The organism is Streptomyces sp. NPDC014733 (assembly GCF_043083385.1).
In the GTDB taxonomy this organism is placed as follows: Bacteria; Actinomycetota; Actinomycetes; order Streptomycetales; family Streptomycetaceae; genus Streptomyces.
On sequence record NZ_JBIBYO010000006.1, the window covers coordinates 58527 to 76801 of the forward strand.

General features: G+C 72.8%; 16 protein-coding genes. 4 read left to right on the plus strand and 12 right to left on the minus strand.

Translation table 11 applies throughout. From position 1 onward, the window contains the following. Positions 1-221 precede the first annotated feature (221 nt). The 4 genes from ACF1BH_RS16210 to pdhA all read right to left on the minus strand — a co-directional run bounded on the left by ACF1BH_RS16210 (position 222) and on the right by pdhA (position 5010). Positions 222-1193, minus strand: a complete 972-nt coding sequence (locus ACF1BH_RS16210; RefSeq protein WP_391643127.1) for a DUF6457 domain-containing protein — start codon at positions 1191-1193, stop codon at positions 222-224. A gap of 228 nt (positions 1194-1421) precedes the next feature. Next, the gene (locus ACF1BH_RS16215) at positions 1422-2810 is read right to left on the minus strand and encodes a dihydrolipoamide acetyltransferase family protein (protein WP_391643128.1); all 1389 of its coding nucleotides are present in this window, start codon (positions 2808-2810) and stop codon (positions 1422-1424) included. Continuing rightward, positions 2810-3844 carry an alpha-ketoacid dehydrogenase subunit beta gene (locus ACF1BH_RS16220; RefSeq protein WP_391643129.1) on the minus strand — a complete coding sequence of 345 codons (1035 nt, stop codon included), beginning with the start codon at positions 3842-3844 and terminating at the stop codon, positions 2810-2812. The genes ACF1BH_RS16215 and ACF1BH_RS16220 overlap by 1 nt, the downstream gene beginning before the upstream one ends. Then, positions 3841-5010 (minus strand): pyruvate dehydrogenase (acetyl-transferring) E1 component subunit alpha, encoded by a 1170-nt coding sequence (gene pdhA / locus ACF1BH_RS16225; protein ID WP_391643130.1) that lies wholly within the window; start codon positions 5008-5010, stop codon positions 3841-3843. The genes ACF1BH_RS16220 and pdhA overlap by 4 nt, the downstream gene beginning before the upstream one ends. Positions 5011-5231: 221 nt before the next feature. On the opposite strand from pdhA, the gene ACF1BH_RS16230 reads away from it, so the two are divergent. Next, positions 5232-5768: an Lrp/AsnC family transcriptional regulator gene (locus tag ACF1BH_RS16230; RefSeq protein ID WP_391643131.1), complete on the plus strand. Its 537-nt coding sequence runs from the start codon at positions 5232-5234 to the stop codon at positions 5766-5768. 9 nt (positions 5769-5777) lie between these two features. Here the strand turns inward: ACF1BH_RS16230 and ACF1BH_RS16235 are convergent, their stop codons facing one another. Beyond that, on the minus strand, positions 5778-6362 hold the full coding sequence (locus tag ACF1BH_RS16235; RefSeq protein ID WP_391643132.1) for a TetR/AcrR family transcriptional regulator: 585 nt from the start codon (positions 6360-6362) through the stop codon (positions 5778-5780). Between the two features lie 347 nt (positions 6363-6709). On the opposite strand from ACF1BH_RS16235, the gene paaN reads away from it, so the two are divergent. Then, complete coding sequence (gene paaN / locus ACF1BH_RS16240) at positions 6710-8392, plus strand: phenylacetic acid degradation protein PaaN (RefSeq protein ID WP_391643133.1); 1683 nt, start codon at positions 6710-6712, stop codon at positions 8390-8392. Positions 8393-8621: 229 nt separating this feature from the next. Here paaN and ACF1BH_RS16245 read toward each other — a convergent pair whose 3' ends face one another. The 3 genes from ACF1BH_RS16245 to ACF1BH_RS16255 form a co-directional block, all read right to left on the minus strand. Next, positions 8622-9383, minus strand: a complete 762-nt coding sequence (locus ACF1BH_RS16245; RefSeq protein WP_391643134.1) for a TrmH family RNA methyltransferase — start codon at positions 9381-9383, stop codon at positions 8622-8624. 248 nt (positions 9384-9631) lie between these two features. Then, positions 9632-10876 (minus strand): HTTM domain-containing protein, encoded by a 1245-nt coding sequence (locus ACF1BH_RS16250; protein WP_391643135.1) that lies wholly within the window; start codon positions 10874-10876, stop codon positions 9632-9634. A gap of 182 nt (positions 10877-11058) precedes the next feature. Continuing rightward, positions 11059-11727 carry a DUF5819 family protein gene (locus tag ACF1BH_RS16255; RefSeq protein ID WP_391643136.1) on the minus strand — a complete coding sequence of 223 codons (669 nt, stop codon included), beginning with the start codon at positions 11725-11727 and terminating at the stop codon, positions 11059-11061. Between the two features lie 291 nt (positions 11728-12018). Here ACF1BH_RS16255 and ACF1BH_RS16260 point away from each other — a divergent pair, with 291 nt between their 5' ends. Next, positions 12019-13161, plus strand: a complete 1143-nt coding sequence (locus ACF1BH_RS16260) for an acyl-CoA dehydrogenase family protein (RefSeq protein ID WP_391643137.1) — start codon at positions 12019-12021, stop codon at positions 13159-13161. A 73-nt stretch (positions 13162-13234) separates the two neighbouring features. Here the strand turns inward: ACF1BH_RS16260 and ACF1BH_RS16265 are convergent, their stop codons facing one another. The 4 genes from ACF1BH_RS16265 to ACF1BH_RS16280 all read right to left on the minus strand — a co-directional run bounded on the left by ACF1BH_RS16265 (position 13235) and on the right by ACF1BH_RS16280 (position 17700). After that, on the minus strand, positions 13235-13579 hold the full coding sequence (locus ACF1BH_RS16265) for a rhodanese-like domain-containing protein (protein WP_391643138.1): 345 nt from the start codon (positions 13577-13579) through the stop codon (positions 13235-13237). A gap of 10 nt (positions 13580-13589) precedes the next feature. Then, complete coding sequence (locus ACF1BH_RS16270) at positions 13590-14495, minus strand: hypothetical protein (RefSeq protein ID WP_391643139.1); 906 nt, start codon at positions 14493-14495, stop codon at positions 13590-13592. Positions 14496-14686: 191 nt separating this feature from the next. Then, the gene (locus ACF1BH_RS16275) at positions 14687-16126 is read right to left on the minus strand and encodes a DUF2252 domain-containing protein (protein WP_391643140.1); all 1440 of its coding nucleotides are present in this window, start codon (positions 16124-16126) and stop codon (positions 14687-14689) included. A gap of 371 nt (positions 16127-16497) precedes the next feature. Then, entirely contained in the window at positions 16498-17700 is a 1203-nt protein-coding gene (locus tag ACF1BH_RS16280) for an ABC transporter permease (RefSeq protein WP_391643141.1), read from the minus strand. A gap of 133 nt (positions 17701-17833) precedes the next feature. On the opposite strand from ACF1BH_RS16280, the gene ACF1BH_RS16285 reads away from it, so the two are divergent. Then, entirely contained in the window at positions 17834-18268 is a 435-nt protein-coding gene (locus ACF1BH_RS16285) for a MarR family winged helix-turn-helix transcriptional regulator (RefSeq protein ID WP_391643142.1), read from the plus strand. Positions 18269-18275: the final 7 nt, after the last annotated feature.

The window sequence follows — 18275 nt, forward strand, 5'->3', positions numbered from 1 at the left end:
CGCGTCCGCCGCAGCCGCCCGAGACCCGCCGGCTCCCGCAGAACCGCCGCCGTCCGAAGGGCCGTCCGCCCCCGAAGAGCCGGAACCCCCGAGGTCACCGTCCGAACCGGCGCCCTCGCCGGAGCCCGTCGCACCGGTCGGCCCGGATCCCGCCGGCGCGTACCGGTCGCCGTTGGCGACGGCCAGAGCGTCGGCGAAGGCGTCGTCGAAATCGCCCTCGGTCATGGAGCGGACTTCGGCTCGGGCCGCCCCGTATCACCGGAGGCGGCGCCGCCGGAGGCACCGTCGCCGGAAGTGTGCTCCGCCGCCCAGCGTTCGGCGAGCGCGGCGATCCGCCGGGACGCGTCCGCGACATCACCGCCGCTCCCCTCGCGGCCCGCCGAGTACCCGATCAGAAACGTCGTCAGGGGCGCGGCCGGGCGGGCCACGCCGTGCGCCGCGTCACGGGCGAGGTCCAACAGCGCCTTGGTGTCGACATCCAGCTCGATGCCCAATTCGGCCTTGACTGCGGTGATCCATTCGTCCAACACGCCTCCATGCTCCCTGATCCGGGCGCGGGCCGCGCCGACGTCCTCCCAGGTGTCGCAGTCGAAGGACGCCTCGGCCGGTACATCCGCGACACGTTCCAGCGCCAGGGCGGCCGTCATCGCGCGCAGCGGCAGACCGGACAGCGTGCCGTGTGACGCGCGCAGCGCCGTCAACTCCCGCTGCAGCGCCGTACGTCGGTACGCCGCCACCAGCGGCTGATCGCGGCCCCCGGCGTCCCGCAGCAGCGCGCCGTCCACGCGGGCGGCGCCGTCCACGGGCGCACCGGCCACCGCCGCCAGCAGCCTGCGCACCGTGGCCGGGGTCAGAAAGGGCAGGTCGGCGGCGAGGACCAGCACCGTCGGGGCGGTCGTGTACCGCAGGCCAGCGTCGAGTGCGGCCAGCGGGCCGCCCCCCGGCGGGTCCTCGCGTGCGTGCACCACGGTGCGGATGGTGGGGCGCACCGGGCCGACGACGACGGTGGTCGCCGCGCCGGGACAGGCGGCCAGGACCCGGTCGAGCAGCGGGCGGCCACCGACGGAGAGCGCGGGCTTGTCCGCCCCGCCGAGCCGACGGGCCGCGCCCCCGGCCAGGACGAGGGCGTCATGGAAGGGGAGGGCCTCGGGTGCCCCGGTGTGGCCCGCGGGCGGCCGTCGCGTCTCGCTCACCCCTTGAGTATCGCCAGGTCCACGGCGCTCACACCGCCCGCCGCCGCGGGCCGCACACGCACCGCCCTGCCACACCGGCGGACGCCACCGGGAACGGCACCCGGCACGCCCCGACCGCGCTCCGCGGACCACCCCGGCCACCGGGAGACGGCCGGAAACGGCGGCACCCGGCACGCCCCGGGCTCAGCGCTCCGGGAGCCGCCTCCGCCCGGCTCCCGGGGCGTCGGCTCACAGCCCCCGCAGCAGCACCGCCGGCTGCTCCACGCAGTCCGCGACGTAGCGCAGGAACCCGCCGGACGTCCCGCCGTCACACACCCGGTGGTCGAAGGTGAAGGACAGCTGGACGACCTGACGTACCGCCAACTCGCCGTTGTACACCCAGGGCTTGGGGGATATCCGGCCCACTCCGAGCATCGCGGCCTCGGGGTGGTTGATGATCGGGGTGGAGCCGTCCACGCCGAAGACGCCGTAGTTGTTGAGGGTGAAGGTGCCGCGGGTCAGGTCGGCGAGGGAGAGTCCGCCGGCACGGGCGCTCTCGGTGAGCCGGGTGATCTCCGCGGACAGGCCCTCGACCGTACGGGTGTGGGCATCGCGCACCACCGGCACCACCAGGCCGCGGTCGGTCTGCGCGGCGAAGCCCAGATGGACCTCGGGCAGCCGGACGATCTCCTGGGTCTCGGTGTCGATCGTGGCGTTCAGCTCCGGGAAGCGCGCGAGCGCCGCCGTGCAGATACGGGCGAGCAGTGCCAGCAGCGACACCTTGGGGGCACCCGGGGCGTTCATCGCCCGCCGGGCGGCGAGGAGTTCGGTGGCGTCGGCGTCGACCCAGCAGGTGGCGTCCGGGATCTCCCGGCGGCTGCGGCTGAACTTCTCGGCCGCAGCCCCGCGCATGCCCCGCAGCGGTATCCGCTCGCCCTCGGCCCGGGACCGCCCGGCGGCCGCGACGACGGGAGCGGCGGGAGCGGCGGCGGGTGCCTGCTGCTCCCGGACCGCGCGCTCGACGTCCGTCCGCAGGATCAGCCCGTGCCGCCCGGTGCCGCGCAGTGTGGCCAGATCCAGACCGTGCTCCCGGGCCATCCGGCGGACCAGCGGGGAGATGACCGCCACCGTACGGCCGGCGTCGGACTCCTCGGGGGCGGCGGTCTCCGGCCGGGCGGCGCCGGAACCGTCCGTCGCGCCACCGCTCCCGGGAGCGCTGCCACCGCCGGGCCGGACCCGTCGCCGGCGGGCGGCCGCCGCGCTCGTGCCGTAGCCGACCAGGACGTTCCCCGAGCCCTCACCGGACTCCGCCGGAACGGCCTCCTCCGGAGCGGGGGCTTCCTCCGACGCCGTGTCCGGGGACAGATCCGCGGGCTCCTCCACGGAGGTGGACGCGCCGACCGCGACGGTGATCAGCGGTGCGCCGACCGGGAGGTCGGTGCCCTCGTCCCCGAAGCGCGCGGTGACCACACCGCCGTACGGGCAGGGCACCTCGACCATCGCCTTGGCCGTCTCGACCTCGACGACCGGCTGATCGACCGAGACGACCTCGCCGACCTCGACCATCCACTGCACGATGGTGGCCTCGGTGAGGCCCTCCCCCAGGTCGGGCAGGGTGAATTCACGGACCACAGCCATCACGCACCCCTCCCTTCGGTCCAGTCCGACTCCCACTGGAGGCGGGCGACGGTGTCGAGAATGCGGTCCACTCCAGGGAGATGATGCCTCTCCAGCATCGGCGGCGGATAGGGAATGTCGAATCCCGCCACCCGCAGGACCGGCGCCTCCAGGTGGTGGAAACAGCGCTCCGTGACCCGCGCCGCGATCTCGCCGCCCGGGCCGCCGAACCCGCTGGACTCGTGGACGACGACCGCCCGCCCGGTGCGCCGCACCGACGCGCAGACCGTTTCGTCGTCGAACGGCATCAGCGACCGCAGGTCGACGACCTCCAGATCCCATCCCTCGGCGCGCGCCGCCTCCGCCGCCTCCAGGCAGACCGGCAGCGACGGCCCGTAGGTGATCAGCGTGGCGTCCGCGCCCCGGCGGCGCACCGCGGCGCGGCCCAGGGGCGGCACCTCGCCGGGCGCCTCGGGAGACCAGTCGGCCTTGGACCAGTAGAGGCGCTTCGGTTCGAGGAAGACGACCGGGTCGTCCGAGGCGATGGCGGCGCGCAGCAGCCCGTACGCGTCCTCGACCGTGGCGGGCGTGACGACCTGGAGCCCCGGAGTCGCCAGGTAGTACGCCTCGGAGGCGTCGCTGTGGTGCTCGACGCCGCCGATGCCGCCGCCGTAGGGGACGCGGATCGTCAGCGGCATCGGGAGGGCGCCGCGGGTGCGGTTGCGCATCTTGGCGACATGGCTGACCAGCTGCTCGAACGCCGGGTAGGCGAAGGCGTCGAACTGCATCTCGACCACCGGCCGCAGGCCGTACATGGCCATGCCGACCGCCGTGCCGAGGATGCCCGCCTCGGCGAGCGGGGTGTCCGTACAGCGGTCCTCGCCGAACTCTGCGGTCAATCCGTCGGTGACGCGGAAGACACCGCCCAGGGTGCCGACGTCCTCACCCATCACATGGACGGTCGGGTCCTCGGCCAGGGCGTCGCGTAGCGCGCGGGTGAGTGCCTGCGCCATGGTGGCGGGCTTGCGCGCGGTGGCGGCGGCGGTCGGGGTCATGGCCGGGCCTCCTGGGCGGGCTCGTCGGTGGCGGCTTCGGCGGCCAGTTCGGCGCGCAGCTGGTCGGACTGGTGGCGGAGTTGGCTGGTCCGCTCGGCGTAGACGTGGGCGAACAGGTCGTCCGGGTCGAGCGCCGGGTCCTGGTGCATCCGCCGGCGCAGGTCGGCCGCCATCTCCTCGGCGCCGTCCCGCACCTCGGCGGCGAACTCGTCGGTGAGCAGGCCCCGGGCGGTCAGCTCGCGCTCCATCAGGGCTATCGGGTCGTGCCCCTGCCAGGTCTCGACCTCGTCGGCGGCGCGGTAGCGGGTGGCGTCGTCGGCGTTGGTGTGGGCGTCGATGCGGTAGGTGATGGCTTCGACGAGGGTCGGGCCGCCGCCTTCCCGGGCCCGGCGGACGGCCTCGGTGAGCACGCCGTGGACCGCCGGGGCGTCGTTGCCGTCCACCAGGCGGCCGGGCATGCCGTATCCGACGGCCTTGTGGGCCAGGGACGGCGCGGCGGTCTGCTTGGCGAGCGGGACGGAGATCGCGAAGCCGTTGTTCTGCACCAGGAAGACGACCGGTGCCTGCCACACGGCGGCGAAGTTCAGCGCCTCGTGGAAGTCGCCCTCGCTGGTGCCGCCGTCGCCGACCAGGGCGAGCGCGACCACGTCGTCCCCCTTCAGGCGGGCGGCGTGGGCCAGCCCGACGGCGTGCGGGAGCTGGGTGGCGAGGGGGGTGCACAGGGGGGCGATGCGGCAGGCGCGCGGGTCGTAGCCGGTGTGCCAGTCGCCGCGCAGCAGGGTCAGCGCCTCGACCGGGTCGAGACCGCGGGCGACGGCGGCGAGGGTGTCGCGGTAGCTGGGGAAGAGCCAGTCCCGCTCCTGGAGGGCGAGCGCCGCGGCGACCTGGCACGCCTCCTGGCCGGTGGACGACGGGTAGACCGCGAGGCGCCCCTGGCGGGTGAGGGCGGTGGCCTGGGTGTTGTACCGGCGGCCGCGCACGAGCTGGACGTAGAGCCGCTTCAGGAGCGCGGCGTCGAGCTTCCGGGCGGCGTCCGTGCCGAGCACCCGGTGGGGTTCCGCGTCGGGCAGGAGCGGCGCCGGGGCGACGCGGGGGTGCCAGGCGGGCGGCGGGCCGGGCAGGTCGCCCTTGCGCCTGCTGCTGCCGGGCTGCTCAAGGACCGTCATGACGAGCACCTCCTCGAATCGAAGGGGTGGCGCGGAGCGCCTCGTGGGATGGGGGCGGGCGACGGATGGGCAGGATGAAACGGGTCGGGGCGCGCAGCCCTTCCCTACCGATTGTTCGGTCGTCGATGCATTTTGGCTACAGGCGGGCCCAGCCTGTGGACAAACGGTTCTCCACAGCTTCAGATGAAGGCAGGGCGTCCATGAAGGGGAGGCGGGACCATATGCCGGACGAACAGATGGCCCATCCCGGCGCAGCGCCGTCGGGAGCGACGGGACCGCCGCCGCCACCCCCGCCGCAGGCCCCGCCGGCCCGCCCGCTGGACACCATCGACCGGTCGATCCTGCACATGCTGCAGACCGACGGACGCGCCTCGATACGGTCGGTCGCCGAGCGCGTCCACGTCTCGCGCGCCAATGCGTACGCGCGCATCAACAGGCTGATCGACGACGGCGTGATCCGCGGCTTCAGCGCCCGCGTCGACCAGGAACGGGCGGGCCAGGGCGCGTCCGCCTACATCACGCTGAAGATCGTCCAGAACTCCTGGCGCACCGTGCGCGAGCAGCTCACCGCGCTCCCCGGCGCCTCGCACATCGCGCTGGTCAGCGGCGATTTCGATGTACTGCTACTGGTGCACACCAAGGACAACCGTGAGCTGCGGGAGCTGGTGCTGACCCGGATCCAGGCGATGCCGGAGGTGCTGAGCACCCGCACCCTGCTGGTCTTCGAGGAGACGGGGCTGGGCCCGCAGTCCCGGTGAACGGCCCCGTCAGGAGGTACGCAGCCCCGCGAAGGCGGTACGGACGACGGCTTCGGCGACCTCGTCCCGGCCGGCGCCGCGTCCCGGGCGGTACCACTCGACGATCGAGTTGATCATGCCGAAGAGCAGCCGGGTCGCCAGCGGGATGTCGACGTCCGGGCGGAGGTCGCCGTCGGCGGCGGCCTCCTTCAGCAGCCCGGCGACCCGGTGGTCGAACTCACGGCGGCGCTCCATCGCCCACCGCTCGGTGTCGGTGTTGCCCCGCACCCGCAGCAGCAGCGTCACATAGGGCAGCTCGTCCAGCAGGACCTCGGCCACGCGGCGGGTGACGTACTCCAGGCGCTCGATCGCCCGGCCCCCGGTCGCACCCGGCTCCTCCAGGACGCCGAAGAGCCCGTCCAGCGCACGGCTTATGGCCCGCCGCAGCAGCTCTTCCTTGCTGCGGACGTGGTGGTAGATCGAGGACTTGGAGATGCCGGCCGCCCGGGAGAGGTGCTCCATGGACGTGCCGTCGTACCCGCGCTCGATGAACACCTCGACGGCGACCGCGAGCAGCGAATCGGGCGTGTAGGTGTCGCGCTTGGCCATGGTCATGATTACAGCACCCCTTCCGCCGCCCGCGCACGGCGCCTCGGAAACCGGACGGCAGCAATCAGCCGTTTACGCAGACGGCCGACGGCGTGCGGAATTTCCGCCGGACCCCCGGGACCGGCCTCACGGGCGCGCACAGCACCCGCCTGACCGGCGCTTTCCCCGTACGTACAGAGACCGCGCACCGTCCGCCTCCCGGCGCTTCCCGGCCGAGTTCTCCACAGGCTCACCGGACCCCCTTGCCCCGACCGATCGTTCGGTTACTCTAACTCCGTTACTCCATCCGCCCAGCCTTTGCGCTCCGCATCCCTGTTCCCCCTCCGCCCGGTTCGACGAGGAGTTGGTCTTCGATGGCCGCCGACATGACCCCCGCGCAGTTGATCGAGAAGCACCGCCCGACGCTCGACAAGGCGCTGGAGACCATCCGCACCCGCGCCTACTGGTCGCCCCACCCCGAGCACCCCAAGGCGTACGGCGAGACCGCGGCGCCGGACGGCCTCGCCGCCTTCGAGGCGCTGCGCGGCACCCGCTTCGACCTCGACCAGCCCGGCACCGACGACTGGGTCGGCGAGGAAGTATCCCCGTACGGCCCGGAGTTGGGCATCACCTACCCGCACCCCGACCCCGAGGTGCTGCTGCCCGCGATGCGCGCGGCGCTGCCGGCCTGGCGGGACGCGGGCCCCGAGACGCGGGCGGCCGTCTGCCTGGAGATCCTGGCCCGGATCAGCGCCCGCACCCATGAGTTCGCCCAGGCCGTGATGCACACCAGCGGACAGGCGTTCATGATGGCGTTCCAGGCCGGCGGGCCGCACGCCCAGGACCGCGGCATGGAGGCGGTGGCGTACGCGTACGCCGAGCAGACGCGCGTCCCGGAGCAGGCGCCCTGGTCGAAGCCGCAGGGCAAGCGCGATCCGCTGGAGCTGACCAAGGCGTTCACCGCCGTACCGCGCGGTGTGGCCCTGATGATCGGCTGCAACACCTTCCCCACCTGGAACGGCTACCCGGGCCTCTTCGCCTCCCTGGCGACCGGCAACCCGGTCCTGGTCAAGCCGCACCCCCGGGCCGTGCTGCCGCTGGCCCTCACGGTGCGGGTGGCCCGCGAGGTGCTCACCGAGGCCGGGTTCCCCGCCGACCTGGTGTGCCTGGCGGTGGACCGCCCCGGCGAGGGCCTGGCCAAGACGCTGGCCGTCCGGCCGGAGATCCGGATCATCGACTACACCGGCTCGACCGCCTTCGGCGACTGGCTGGAGACCCACGCCCGCCAGGCACAGGTGTACACCGAGAAGGCCGGGGTCAACACCGTCGTCATCGAGTCGACCGACGACTACAAGGGCATGCTCGGCAACCTCGCCTTCTCCCTCTCCCTCTACAGCGGCCAGATGTGCACCACCCCGCAGAACCTCCTCATCCCCCGGGGCGGCATCACCACGGACGCCGGACCCAAGTCGTACGACGAGGTGGTCACGGATCTGGCGGGCGCGGTCAGCGGGCTGCTCGGGGACGACGCCCGCGCCAACGCCCTGCTCGGCGCACTGGTGAACCCGCAGGTCAAGGCGCGTCTGGACGGCGCCGGTGAGCTGGGTGAGGTGGCGCTGGCCCCCCGGACGGTGGCGCATCCGGAGTTCCCCGGGGCGACGGTGCGCACCCCGGCGATCATCAAGCTGGACGGTGCGAAGCCGGAGTCCGAGGCGGTCTGCCGGACGGAGTGCTTCGGCCCCGTCTCCTTCGCGGTCGCCGTCGACTCGGCGGACCACGCGGTGGCGCTGCTGCGGGACACCGTCCGCGAGCAGGGCGCCATGACGGTCGGCGCGTACACCACCTCGCCCGAGGTGGAGCGCCAGGTGCAGGACGTCTGCCTGGACGAGTGCGCCCAGCTCTCCCTCAACCTGACCGGCGGGGTCTATGTGAACCAGACCGCGGCGTTCTCCGACTTCCACGGTTCCGGCGGCAACCCGTCCGCCAATGCGGCCCTGTGCGACGGCGCATTCGTCGCCAACCGCTTCCGGACGGTGGAGGTACGGCGACCGGCGTGAAACCCGGCGGCCGGGGTGGTCCACCGGTCACGTTTCACGTGAAACGTCGCGCCGTTCCGGGCTGCCCGTCCGTGGCCCGGACACCGACGTCTCGCCCCTCCCGGCCGGAGAGCAGCACGCTGCGAACGCCGCAGCGCGGTGGCCGCCGGGGGCACCGTGCCGAGGGGTTGCCGATCCCGGTGATCGGCAACCCCTCGGCACGGCCCGCGCAGCCCGCCCTCACGGCCGCTCACGACGCCGTGGGCGGGCCTCCCCAGTGGAAGAGGGTCATCGCGACGCTCGTCGCCAGGTTGTAGCTGGACACCTGGGGCCTCATCGGGAGGGACACGAGCCGGGTGGCCCGCTTCCGGAGCTCCGGCGATATCCCGTGCCGCTCGGAACCGAACGCCAGCAGCGCGTCATCCGGCAGGACCAGAGAGCGGATGTCGTCTCCCTCCGGGTCCAGCGCGTACACCGGCCCCGGCGGCAGACCGTCGAGCGGAAGGCTCTCCACCGCGGTCGCGTAATGAAGACCCGCTGCCGCGCGCACCACGTTGGGGTGCCACGGATCCATATCGCCGGTGGTGACCACACCGGTGGCACCGAAACCGGCGGCGAGCCGGACCACGGCACCGACATTCCCCAGATTGCGGGGGTTCTCCAGGACGACGACCGGAGCCGTCCGCGGGGCCCGCGACAGATCCGCCAGATTGCGGCGGGGAGCGGGACGGACAGCCAGACCGGCCACGTGTGTGGGGTGCACCCTGGGCACCAGATCCCGGTACGTCGCGGCCGGCACCTCGACCACCAGATCGCCGATCCGGTCCGTGAGGTCGCCGGCCAACTCGTCCGCCAGTGCCAGCGTGGCCCCCTTGTCACCGGAGATCGCCACACGGACGTCCGCCCCGAAGCGAAGCGCGTGCTTCACGGCGTGGAACCCGTCCAGCAGCACCAGGTCGGGCGCGGCGTCCCGCCACTGCCGTACGGCTCTTGTGATCTCGTCCTCGCTCACCACTTCAGACTACGGCTCACAGCCACCACCAGGGGCTTCGCCCGGAACCACTCCGGCCCGCCGCGCGCCGCGCCGACGCCGGATCCTGCCGGTGCTCTCCCGCCGGGGGACCCGGCAGGCACGCCTGACGGCCCTGCCGCCGGTAGGACCGGAAGCCGCGGAGAGCGGCAGCCCCGTCCGCCTCAGCGGTGGCCGGACCGCACCTCCCCACGCGGCCGGCAGGCGCATCCGCACCTGCCGCCCCCTCCTCATCGAGGGGAGAGGGAAGGCTCCACCGGACCGTCCCGCCCGATGAGCCGGGTGCGGAGCGCCGAGATCCGGCCGCCGACCCAGGTCAGGAAGGGCGTCGGCAAGAACACCAGGTCGGCGGCGACCATCGCCAGGGAGAAGAACGGCAGCCCCAGCAGGAACGCGATCGACAGATGCTCGCAGACCATCACGACCAGCAGGACGTTCTTCAGCCGCCGGTTGAAGACGGTGAACGGGAAGGCGACCTGCACGATCACCGTGCCGTAGGTGATCAGCAGAACCAGCAGCCCACTGGTGCCGAGCAGCACGGAAAGCTCCGGCCACGGCGAGAAGTAGTCCAGATGCATCGGGTAGTAGACCGCGGTGCCGTCCTGCCAGCGCGAGCCCTGGATCTTGAGCCAGCCGGCGGTCGCGTAGACCAGACAGACCTGAGCCATGATCACCAGCAGCGCACCGTTGTGCAGCACCGCGCCCAGCACATCGAGCACGACCCGCGGCTCGCCCGGAGCACGGCGGTCCACCGCCCAGCGCAGCCCGTGCCCGGCCCACAGCAGCCACAGCGCCAGCCCCCAGCCGACGTACGGGAACGGGCCGTGCCCGAACCAGCTCAGACCGGAGCAGCCGAGCGCCTGGGCGACGGCGAGTGCCAGGCCCAGGACGGTCCACAGCACGACACCGGGCAGATCGCGCCCGGCGTCCTCACCCCGCTCGGCCGCGCGCCGGGAACGGCGGGCGTCCAGCGACCACACCTGACCGCACCGGGTCAGCACCAGGTACATCGACATCAGATGGATGATGTTGTCGCCGCCGTCGCCGATGAGGATGCTGCGGTTCTGCAGCGACAGCACACCGAGCATGAACAGCACCGACATGGTGCGGGTGCGCCAGCCCAGCATCAGCAGCGCGGCGGAGACGAGCGCGAGGAGATAGACCACCTCGAACCAGCCACGCCCGTCCGACCACGGCAGCACCGAGAAGGCATGGTTGCCGTCGAGCAGCCGCCGCGCCATGTCCAGGCTGAACGCGCTGTCCGGCCCGTAGAGCTCCGCCCGGTGCGGCCACTCCCGGAGCAGGAACAGCAGCCAGGTCGCCGCGAACCCGATCCGGACCACCGCCGTCTGGTACGGCGCCATCGCCCGCCCGGTGACCAGCCGGAATCCACGCCCTACGAGGCGTTCGACACGGGTTTCGGAGGACGGAGCGACGGGTGCGGCGGGCGCCGCCGACGCGACCGGCGCTACCACGGAGGCGGCGGAGGCCGCAGCCGCCGCAGAAGCCGGCCCGGCCTCCCCCCGCGCCTGCGGGACCCGCCGGTCCTGATCACTCTCCCGAGACTCCTGACCCCGCCGGTCCTGGTCGCCCTGAGTCGCCTGAGGCTCCTGATCCCGCCGGTCCTGCTGATCCCGTGGTGCGTCCGGTGCTGCGGTCACTTGGTCTTCGTCCCCTCGGGCAGGTCGGCCGTGGTGACTGGCCACCAGGGCAGCACACGGAACGCGGGCTTGTCGCTGATCTTCTCGCTGCTCCAGTGCGGCGGGGCGACCGGCGTCGTCACCGAGCGGACCTGCAGCCGTTCGAGACGGCCCAGCCGCGACCACTCCGCCCCCATCCGCCGCACCATGATCCGCCGGATGTACTGCTCGGAGAGGTCACCACGCACCCCGATCGGGACGTTCTGCGCGTTGTGCGTGCTGCCGAAGTACTCCCAGGCGCGCCGCAGTTGGTTCTGCTGCGTATGGCTGGGGGCCGGATTGTGGTGGATCGCGCGGCTGTCACGCGCGGTGAGATCGGTCCAGCCGGTGGTCCGCAGCCCGCCGTCGCCGGCCCGCAGCTCCGCGCGCACCTGAACGGCGACGTTCTGCTGCATCGGGTTGGGGGCGAACAGCTTCCAGTTCTGCTCGTACTCGGGATAGACGTACTCGCCGATCGCCGAACCCTGCGCCTTGGTGAGCGTGTTCTCCGGCGCGACGTGCAGAAACATCATGGCCAGATGGATCGCCACGGCCACGGCCACGGCGCTGACCGCCAGGCATATGACGATCCGCGAAGGCAGCGAGAGCGCGGCCACCGGCCGCGGCTCGTCCCCGATTGACTGCATTCCCGCCCCGTTCCCGGATTCCCGATCGGTCCACTACGCCCCGGAACCGTACCCAGAGACTCCGACCGGGCACAGCTTCACCCGGTCACCATCGGCCTGGACGCAGGGCCGGACGCCCGGGACCGCCGCCCGGAGCCGGACCCGCGGCACACCTACCGGGCCCGGGCGGTACGCGCCCGCACGCCCACCGGGCGGGAACCGCGCGCCCCCGCAGCCGTACGCATTCCCAATTCCTGCAACCTGTTCTACCTTGACGCTCCGTCAGGTCAGCCGCCCGCGGAAGGACAACCAGTGGATTTCACCTTCACCGACGAGCAGCAGGCCGCCGCCGAGGCGGCGAAGGCCGTCTTCGCGCACGTGGCGCCCGACGCGGTGCCCAGCCCGGCGCTCACCGCGGGCGCCGTCGCCGACGACTTCGACCGCGACCTGTGGCGCACCCTCGCCCACGCCGACCTGCTGAGCCTGCTGACCGCACCCGAGTACGGCGGCGCCGGACTCGACCCCATCGCCCTCTGCCTGGTGCTCCGCGAAGCCGGCCGCGTCCTGGCCCGCATCCCGCTCCTGGAGTGCGCCGCCGCCTCCCACCTGCTGCAACACCATGCGCCGGAAGCGGTACGCGCCGAACTGCTGCCCCGTATCGGCCGCGGCGACCTCGTGGTCACCACCGCCTCCGCCGGCCGCACCGGCCACGACGCGGCGCACCTGGCCGTCACCGCGCACCAGGACGGCGACGGCTGGCGGCTCGACGGCGTCCAGACCGCCGTCCCCTGGGCCTACGACGCCGACCGGGTACTGCTGCCCGCGCACACCCCCGACGGCCGGACGGTCCTCGCCCTCACCCCGCTCGCCGCCCCCGGACTCACCCGCCACGAGCAGATCTCCACCACCGGCGAACGCCACGCCGAGCTGCGGCTCACCTCGGTACGGCTGACCACCCCGGACGTGCTGACCGCCCCCGGCGCCGCCGAGGAGCTACGGCAGCTGCTGACCTGCGGAACCTGCGCCCTCGCCCTGGGGCTGGGCGAGGCGGTGCTCGCGATGACCGCCGACTACACCGGGAAACGCGAACAGTTCGGCTTCCCCCTCGCCACGTTCCAGGCGGTCGCGGTGCAGACCGCCGACCGGTTCATCGACCTCCGGGCGATGGCGGCCACCCTCTGGCAGGCCGCCTGGCGCATCGGTACGGGCGCGGCGGGCGCACTGCCACCGGAAGGCGACGTGGCGGTCGCCAAGATCTGGGCGTCGGACGGCATCCGCCGCACCGTGCAGACCGCCCAGCATCTGCACGGCGGCTTCGGCGCGGACACCGACTACGCACTGCACCGCTACCACGCCTGGGCCAAACAGCTGGAACTCGCCCTCGGCCCCGCGGCCGCCCACGAGGAAACCCTCGGCGACCTCCTCGCCGCCCATCCGCTACGGGAGGGCAACTGACGCGAGAAGCAGCCGCCGCGACCGGAAAACGGCCGGAAATCGGGCCGAGCGCTGTGCCCGGCCCGCCCGGGCGTCAGATGACGGCGCCGGTGCCGCCCTTGCCGTCCGAGACCGGACGACCGGCGGACTCCCACGCCTGCATCCCACCGACGACGTTCACCGCGTCGATGCCCTGCTGGATCAGATACTGCGCGACCTGCGCGGACCGCCCACCGGAGCGGCAGATCACATAGACCTTGCCGTCGGCCGGCGCCGCCTCGGTCAACTCGCCGTAACGGGCCACGAAATCGCTCATCGGAAGGTGCAGGGCGCCCTCGGCGTGCCCCGCCGCCCACTCGTCGTCCTCACGGACGTCCAGCAGGAAATCCTCGGACGTGAGCGCGTCGACACCAACCGTGGGCAGAGAACCTGTGTGCATGCCCCCGACGCTACCCGACCAGCTGGGAGAGGTATGCCTCCCGCTCGGCGACATCGGCGAGCAGCTTCTCGGCGATCTCGTCCAGCAACCGGTCCGGATCCTGCGGCGCCATCTTGATCATCGCGCCGATCGCGCTCTCCTCCAGCTCGGACGCGGCTGCCGCCAGCATCTCCTTGCGCTCCGCCAGCCACTCCAGCCGCGCGTACAACTCCTCGCTCGCGCTCAGCCGCTCCTCGGCGGGCACCGGACCGGCCTCCCACTCCCGCGTCAACGCACCCAGCGTCGCCTCGTCCCCCGCGGCATACGCGGCGTTGACCCGCGCGATGAACTCGTCCCGGCGCCGCCGCTCCGCATCGTCCCGCGCCAGATCCGGATGCGCTTTGCGCACCAGATCGCGGTACGCCCGGCGCGCCTCCTCACTCGGCCGCACCTTCTGCGGCGGCTGCACCGGCTGCTCGGTGAGCATCGCCTGCGCCTCCGGGAACAGCCCGTCCGACCCCATCCAGCCGTGGAACAACTCCTCCACCTCAGGCATCGGCAACACCGCCGCCCGCGCCTCCTGGGCCTTACGGACGTCCTCGGGGTCACCGGTCCGCGCGGCGACCGCCTCCGCGATCTGCGCGTCCAGCTCGTCGAGCCGGGTGTACATCGGCCCGAGTCGCTGATGGTGCAGGCGGGAGAAGTTCTCCACCTCCACCCGGAACGTCTCCACCGCGATCTCGAACTCGATCAACGCCTGCTCCGCGGCGCGCACCGCCGCCGCCAGCCGCGCGGTCGCCGCCGCCTCGGCCGCACCGGACGCCCCCGGCACATCCGTCGCATCCGCCGCCCCCCTCGAGTCGGCGGCATCCGCCGCTCCCGTGGCGTCGGCTCCGTGCCGGCCGTCCTGCGCGTTCTCCGCGTACGAGTTCGTCACCCGGCCAGCGTACGGCCCTGGGGGTGGGGTGGTGCTGGGGGTGAGCGGGGGGCGGTGAGCGGGGGGCTGGTGGGGACGGCCGGGCTTCGGGGATCTGGGGGGCGGGGCCTCCCCCCTCCCCCTCCCTCCCCTCCCTCCCCTCCGCCCCTCACCCGCCCACACCGCCCACACCCCACCCAGCCCCCGCCCCCTCACACCCCCGTCTCGGCCGCTATCCGTCCGCTCGCCACGGCTGCGGAGAGTTCCGCGTGATCGGCTTCCGTGCGGTCGGCGTAGGCCGTCGCGAAGGCGGCCAGGGCGTCGTCCAACACCTCCGACTTTCCGCAGTACCCGGCGAGGACGCGTGGGTCGGCGGTGTGGGCGTGGGCGCGGGCCAGCAGGGCGCCGGTCATCCGGGCGTAGTCGTCGAGCTGCCCGCCGGTGAGCGCGGCCGGGTCCACGCTGCCTTTGCGGTTGCGGAACTGCCGTACCTGGAATGCCGTGTCCGTGCCGCGGGCGTCTCCGGCGGTTCCGGGGGCCGGTATGCGGGCGGTGGTCCAGCCCAGCAGCGGGTCGCTCACCACCTGCATGCTGCGTTGGCCGAGCACCACCCGGCGTCCTTCGTGGTGTACCGCGGGCACCTCGAATCCGGCTTTCGCCACATGGGGTGCGACCACGGAGCTGCGGGCTTCCTTGACCTGGAGGACGAGCGGCTCGCCCCGGTGGTCGAGGAGGAGCACCACGTACGAGCGGAGTCCGACGCTTCCGGTGCCGACGACGCGGAACGCCACGTCGTGCGGTGCGTAGCGGGCCAGCAGCGGCAGCCGGTCCGCGGGGAGCGTCCCCAGGTAGCCGCCGAGGGAGGAGATGACGGCTGCGGCTTCCGCGTCCGGTGTGCGCCTGAGCACCGGGGGTGCGTCCACGAACCGCCGTCCGCCGTCCGGTGTCCGCTCGGTCGATCTGGCGGCGAACCGCGCGCTGGTGTTGCGCCGGGCCTTGGCGGCCACTCGTTCCAGCGTGCCCAGGAGGTCGTGGGCGTCGGCGTGGGAGACGAGGTGTTCGTCGGCGATGGCGTTCCATGCCTCGGTGGCGGGCAGTTTCGCCAGTAGTCGCAGGGTGCGGCGGTAGGCGCCGGCCGCGTCCCGTGCCGCGGTGTGGCAGGCGTCCTCCGCCGCGCCTGCTTCCCGTCCGGCGAGGACGAGTGAGGTCGCCAGCCGTTTGAGGTCCCATTCCCAGGGGCCGTGCAGGGTTTCGTCGAAGTCGTTGAGGTCGATGACGAGGCCGCCGCGGGCGTCGCCGTAGATCCCGAAGTTGGCGGCGTGGGCGTCGCCGCATATCTGGGCGCCGATGCCGGTCACGGGCGCCGGCACCAGGTCGTGTGCCATCAGTCCGGCGGAGCCGCGGAGGAAGGCGAAGGGGCCGGCGACCATGCGTCCCACGCGGATCGGGGTGAGGTCGGGCAGCCGTCCGGCGTTGGTCGTTTCCACCGCGGTGACCATGTCCGGCCGGTCGGTCGGTGGGGGTGGGAGCAGTGCCTGCGCGGAGCGCGGCAGGTGTTCCCGCAGTGCCCGTCCGGCGGCTTTCGCGGCCTGTTTCCTGGTGTCCGCCCGTGCGAAACCCGGTACGTACGGCACTCGCACCACCGTGGTCACCTCCTCTTCGGTCGCTCTGCCGAGCCGGTGCCGGGCGGGTGCCCGGCCGTGGGGCGTGGTGCCCGGTCCGGTCTGTCGCAGAGGACGCTACCCATCGCGGAGTTCGCGTGGCGGGCCTGTGGAAAAGTCCGGTCGCAGGCTTCCGGAGCGCCGCCGCTCCGGTCCCCGGCAGGCTCGCCCCGTACCCGTCCTGAGCTGCGGGTCCGCGGTGTTCCTCGCCGCTGTCCACAGGCAATGTCTGCGCACGCCACCACGGTTCACCAGGCGCCGCGTCGGGCACGGCTGAGGGCCGGAGGCGTCCCGCCGCCTCCGGCCCTCGGTAGCCGTCCTCAGCCACCGTCAGCGCGACGCGCGTCCGGTGGGGTTCCGGTTCACACCCCCACCGCCTCCTCCATCTCCTCTTCCTCCGCGGCCTGTTCGGCGGTCGGACGGTTCGTGCCGCGCGCGGCGGTCGTCCGGGGTGCGCTGTCGGTCACGGTGGCCGCCACGGCCGCTGCCGCGACCGCTGTGGCGCGGGCGGCGGCCTCGTCCTCGGCGGTCTTGCGGCGCCGTTCCGCCAGGCCCGCGACGGTGATCACGGCGGCGCCGACGAGCAGCCAGGCGACCAGGGTCCAGACGTGTCCGGCCAGTCCGTGGCCGCCGAAGTAGACGTGGCTGCGGGTGCCTTCGACGAAGCCTGCGCCGTTCCAGAAGGAGTGCAGGGCGGCGAAGAATCCGTTCTGCATCTCGGGCCGGAAGATGCCGCCGGACGAGGTGAAGTTGAGCATCACGAAGAGGGCCATCACGCCGAGCGTGGTCCAGCGCTTGAGGAAGGTGTGCAGCCCGACGCCGATCAGCAGGATGCCCGCCGAGTACAGCCAGGCCATGCCCCACAGTCCCCAGAGTCCATGGTCGACGAGGTGGAAGACGGGTCCGGCGAAGAGCACGCCGAGGATGCTCACCACGAAGGACGTGCCGGCCACCAGCGCGGCCCGCAGCCGCATCGGGAGGACCGCCCCGGCGCCGCCGATCACCGCGACCGAGGCGTACGAGCCGATGCTGATCGCCACGAGCAGGAAGAAGATGCCCTGTCCTGTGGGGTCGTCCTTCGCGGTGGGCGCGGTGTCGGTGACCTTCAGGGGCTGTCCCTGTGCGGCGGCGAGGGGGGTGAAGATCTTCTGGACGACGGTGGCGCTGGTGTCCGATCCGGCGGTGGCCACGAGGAGTTCGGGTGCCTGCCGCTGCCCGCCGCGGGCGGCGCCCTTGGGGACGTAGGCGCCGAAGATGTCCTGGTGGCGGAGTTGTTCCAGGGCGTCCGCGCGGTGTGCGACGGTCCGTACCTGGAGCTCTCCGGCGGCCTTGTCGTTGATCGACTGGGCCAGCAGCTGGGCGCTCGGTCCGGAGCCGACGACGGCGACCGGCAGGTCGTGCGGGGCCGGGTTGGCGAACGCGCCGAGGTAGGCCAGGCCCATTCCGATGCACATCAGCAGCGGGGTGATCAGGTGCGTCAGTACGTGGCGCAGCCCGGCGGCGTGCGGGTTGCGGCGGTGCTCACGTCCGTGATCGGGGTGGTGGTCGGAGCGGACCGGACTCATGGGGCATGCCTTCTCACGTTGGGCGGCTCAGCTGGGGCCGAAGGTTGACTTATGCAACTCTCACGGCGAATTGGTTGGCTTATGCAACTCGATTCACGTTGTACTATACAACTACACCCCGGAAAGGCAATCCATGACCCAGCGCGACGCGTCCGTCGAGATCATCCAGCGGCAGCTCACCGCCTTCGCCCGGCGCGCCCGCGCCACCGCCGCCCGCATCCATCCCGAGCTGTCCCTGGTCTCGTACACCCTGCTGGCGCACCTCGATGACCAGCAGGGATGCCGGGCGACGGACCTTGCGGCCCACTACCTCCTGGACAAGTCCACCGTCAGCCGGCAGATCGCCGCGCTGGAGAAGCTGGGGTTCGTGGAGCGCCGGGTGGACCCGGAGGACCAGCGCGTGCAGGTGCTGCATCCCACACCGGCGGGCGCCGCGGTGCTGTCGAACGCCATGACCAGCCGCCGCCAGGCGTTCCACGAGCGGCTCGCCGACTGGGATGAGGCCGATCTCGACCGCTTCGCCTCCTACCTGCTGCGCTACAACGCCGCACAGGAACTGAAGGGCTGACCGCCCG

What these genes read in the sequence shown, in the direction of transcription:
- ACF1BH_RS16285 (WP_391643142.1), top strand. Translation starts at nt 17,834, where the DNA reads ATGACCCAGCGCGACGCGTCCGTCGAGATCATCCAGCGGCAGCTCACC.
- ACF1BH_RS16230 (WP_391643131.1), top strand. Translation starts at nt 5,232, where the DNA reads ATGCCGGACGAACAGATGGCCCATCCCGGCGCAGCGCCGTCGGGAGCG.
- ACF1BH_RS16215 (WP_391643128.1), bottom strand. Translation starts at nt 2,810, where the DNA reads ATGGCTGTGGTCCGTGAATTCACCCTGCCCGACCTGGGGGAGGGCCTC.
- paaN (WP_391643133.1), top strand. Translation starts at nt 6,710, where the DNA reads ATGGCCGCCGACATGACCCCCGCGCAGTTGATCGAGAAGCACCGCCCG.
- ACF1BH_RS16220 (WP_391643129.1), bottom strand. Translation starts at nt 3,844, where the DNA reads ATGACCCCGACCGCCGCCGCCACCGCGCGCAAGCCCGCCACCATGGCG.
- ACF1BH_RS16265 (WP_391643138.1), bottom strand. Translation starts at nt 13,579, where the DNA reads ATGCACACAGGTTCTCTGCCCACGGTTGGTGTCGACGCGCTCACGTCC.
- ACF1BH_RS16280 (WP_391643141.1), bottom strand. Translation starts at nt 17,700, where the DNA reads ATGAGTCCGGTCCGCTCCGACCACCACCCCGATCACGGACGTGAGCAC.
- pdhA (WP_391643130.1), bottom strand. Translation starts at nt 5,010, where the DNA reads ATGACGGTCCTTGAGCAGCCCGGCAGCAGCAGGCGCAAGGGCGACCTG.
- ACF1BH_RS16255 (WP_391643136.1), bottom strand. Translation starts at nt 11,727, where the DNA reads ATGCAGTCAATCGGGGACGAGCCGCGGCCGGTGGCCGCGCTCTCGCTG.
- ACF1BH_RS16235 (WP_391643132.1), bottom strand. Translation starts at nt 6,362, where the DNA reads ATGACCATGGCCAAGCGCGACACCTACACGCCCGATTCGCTGCTCGCG.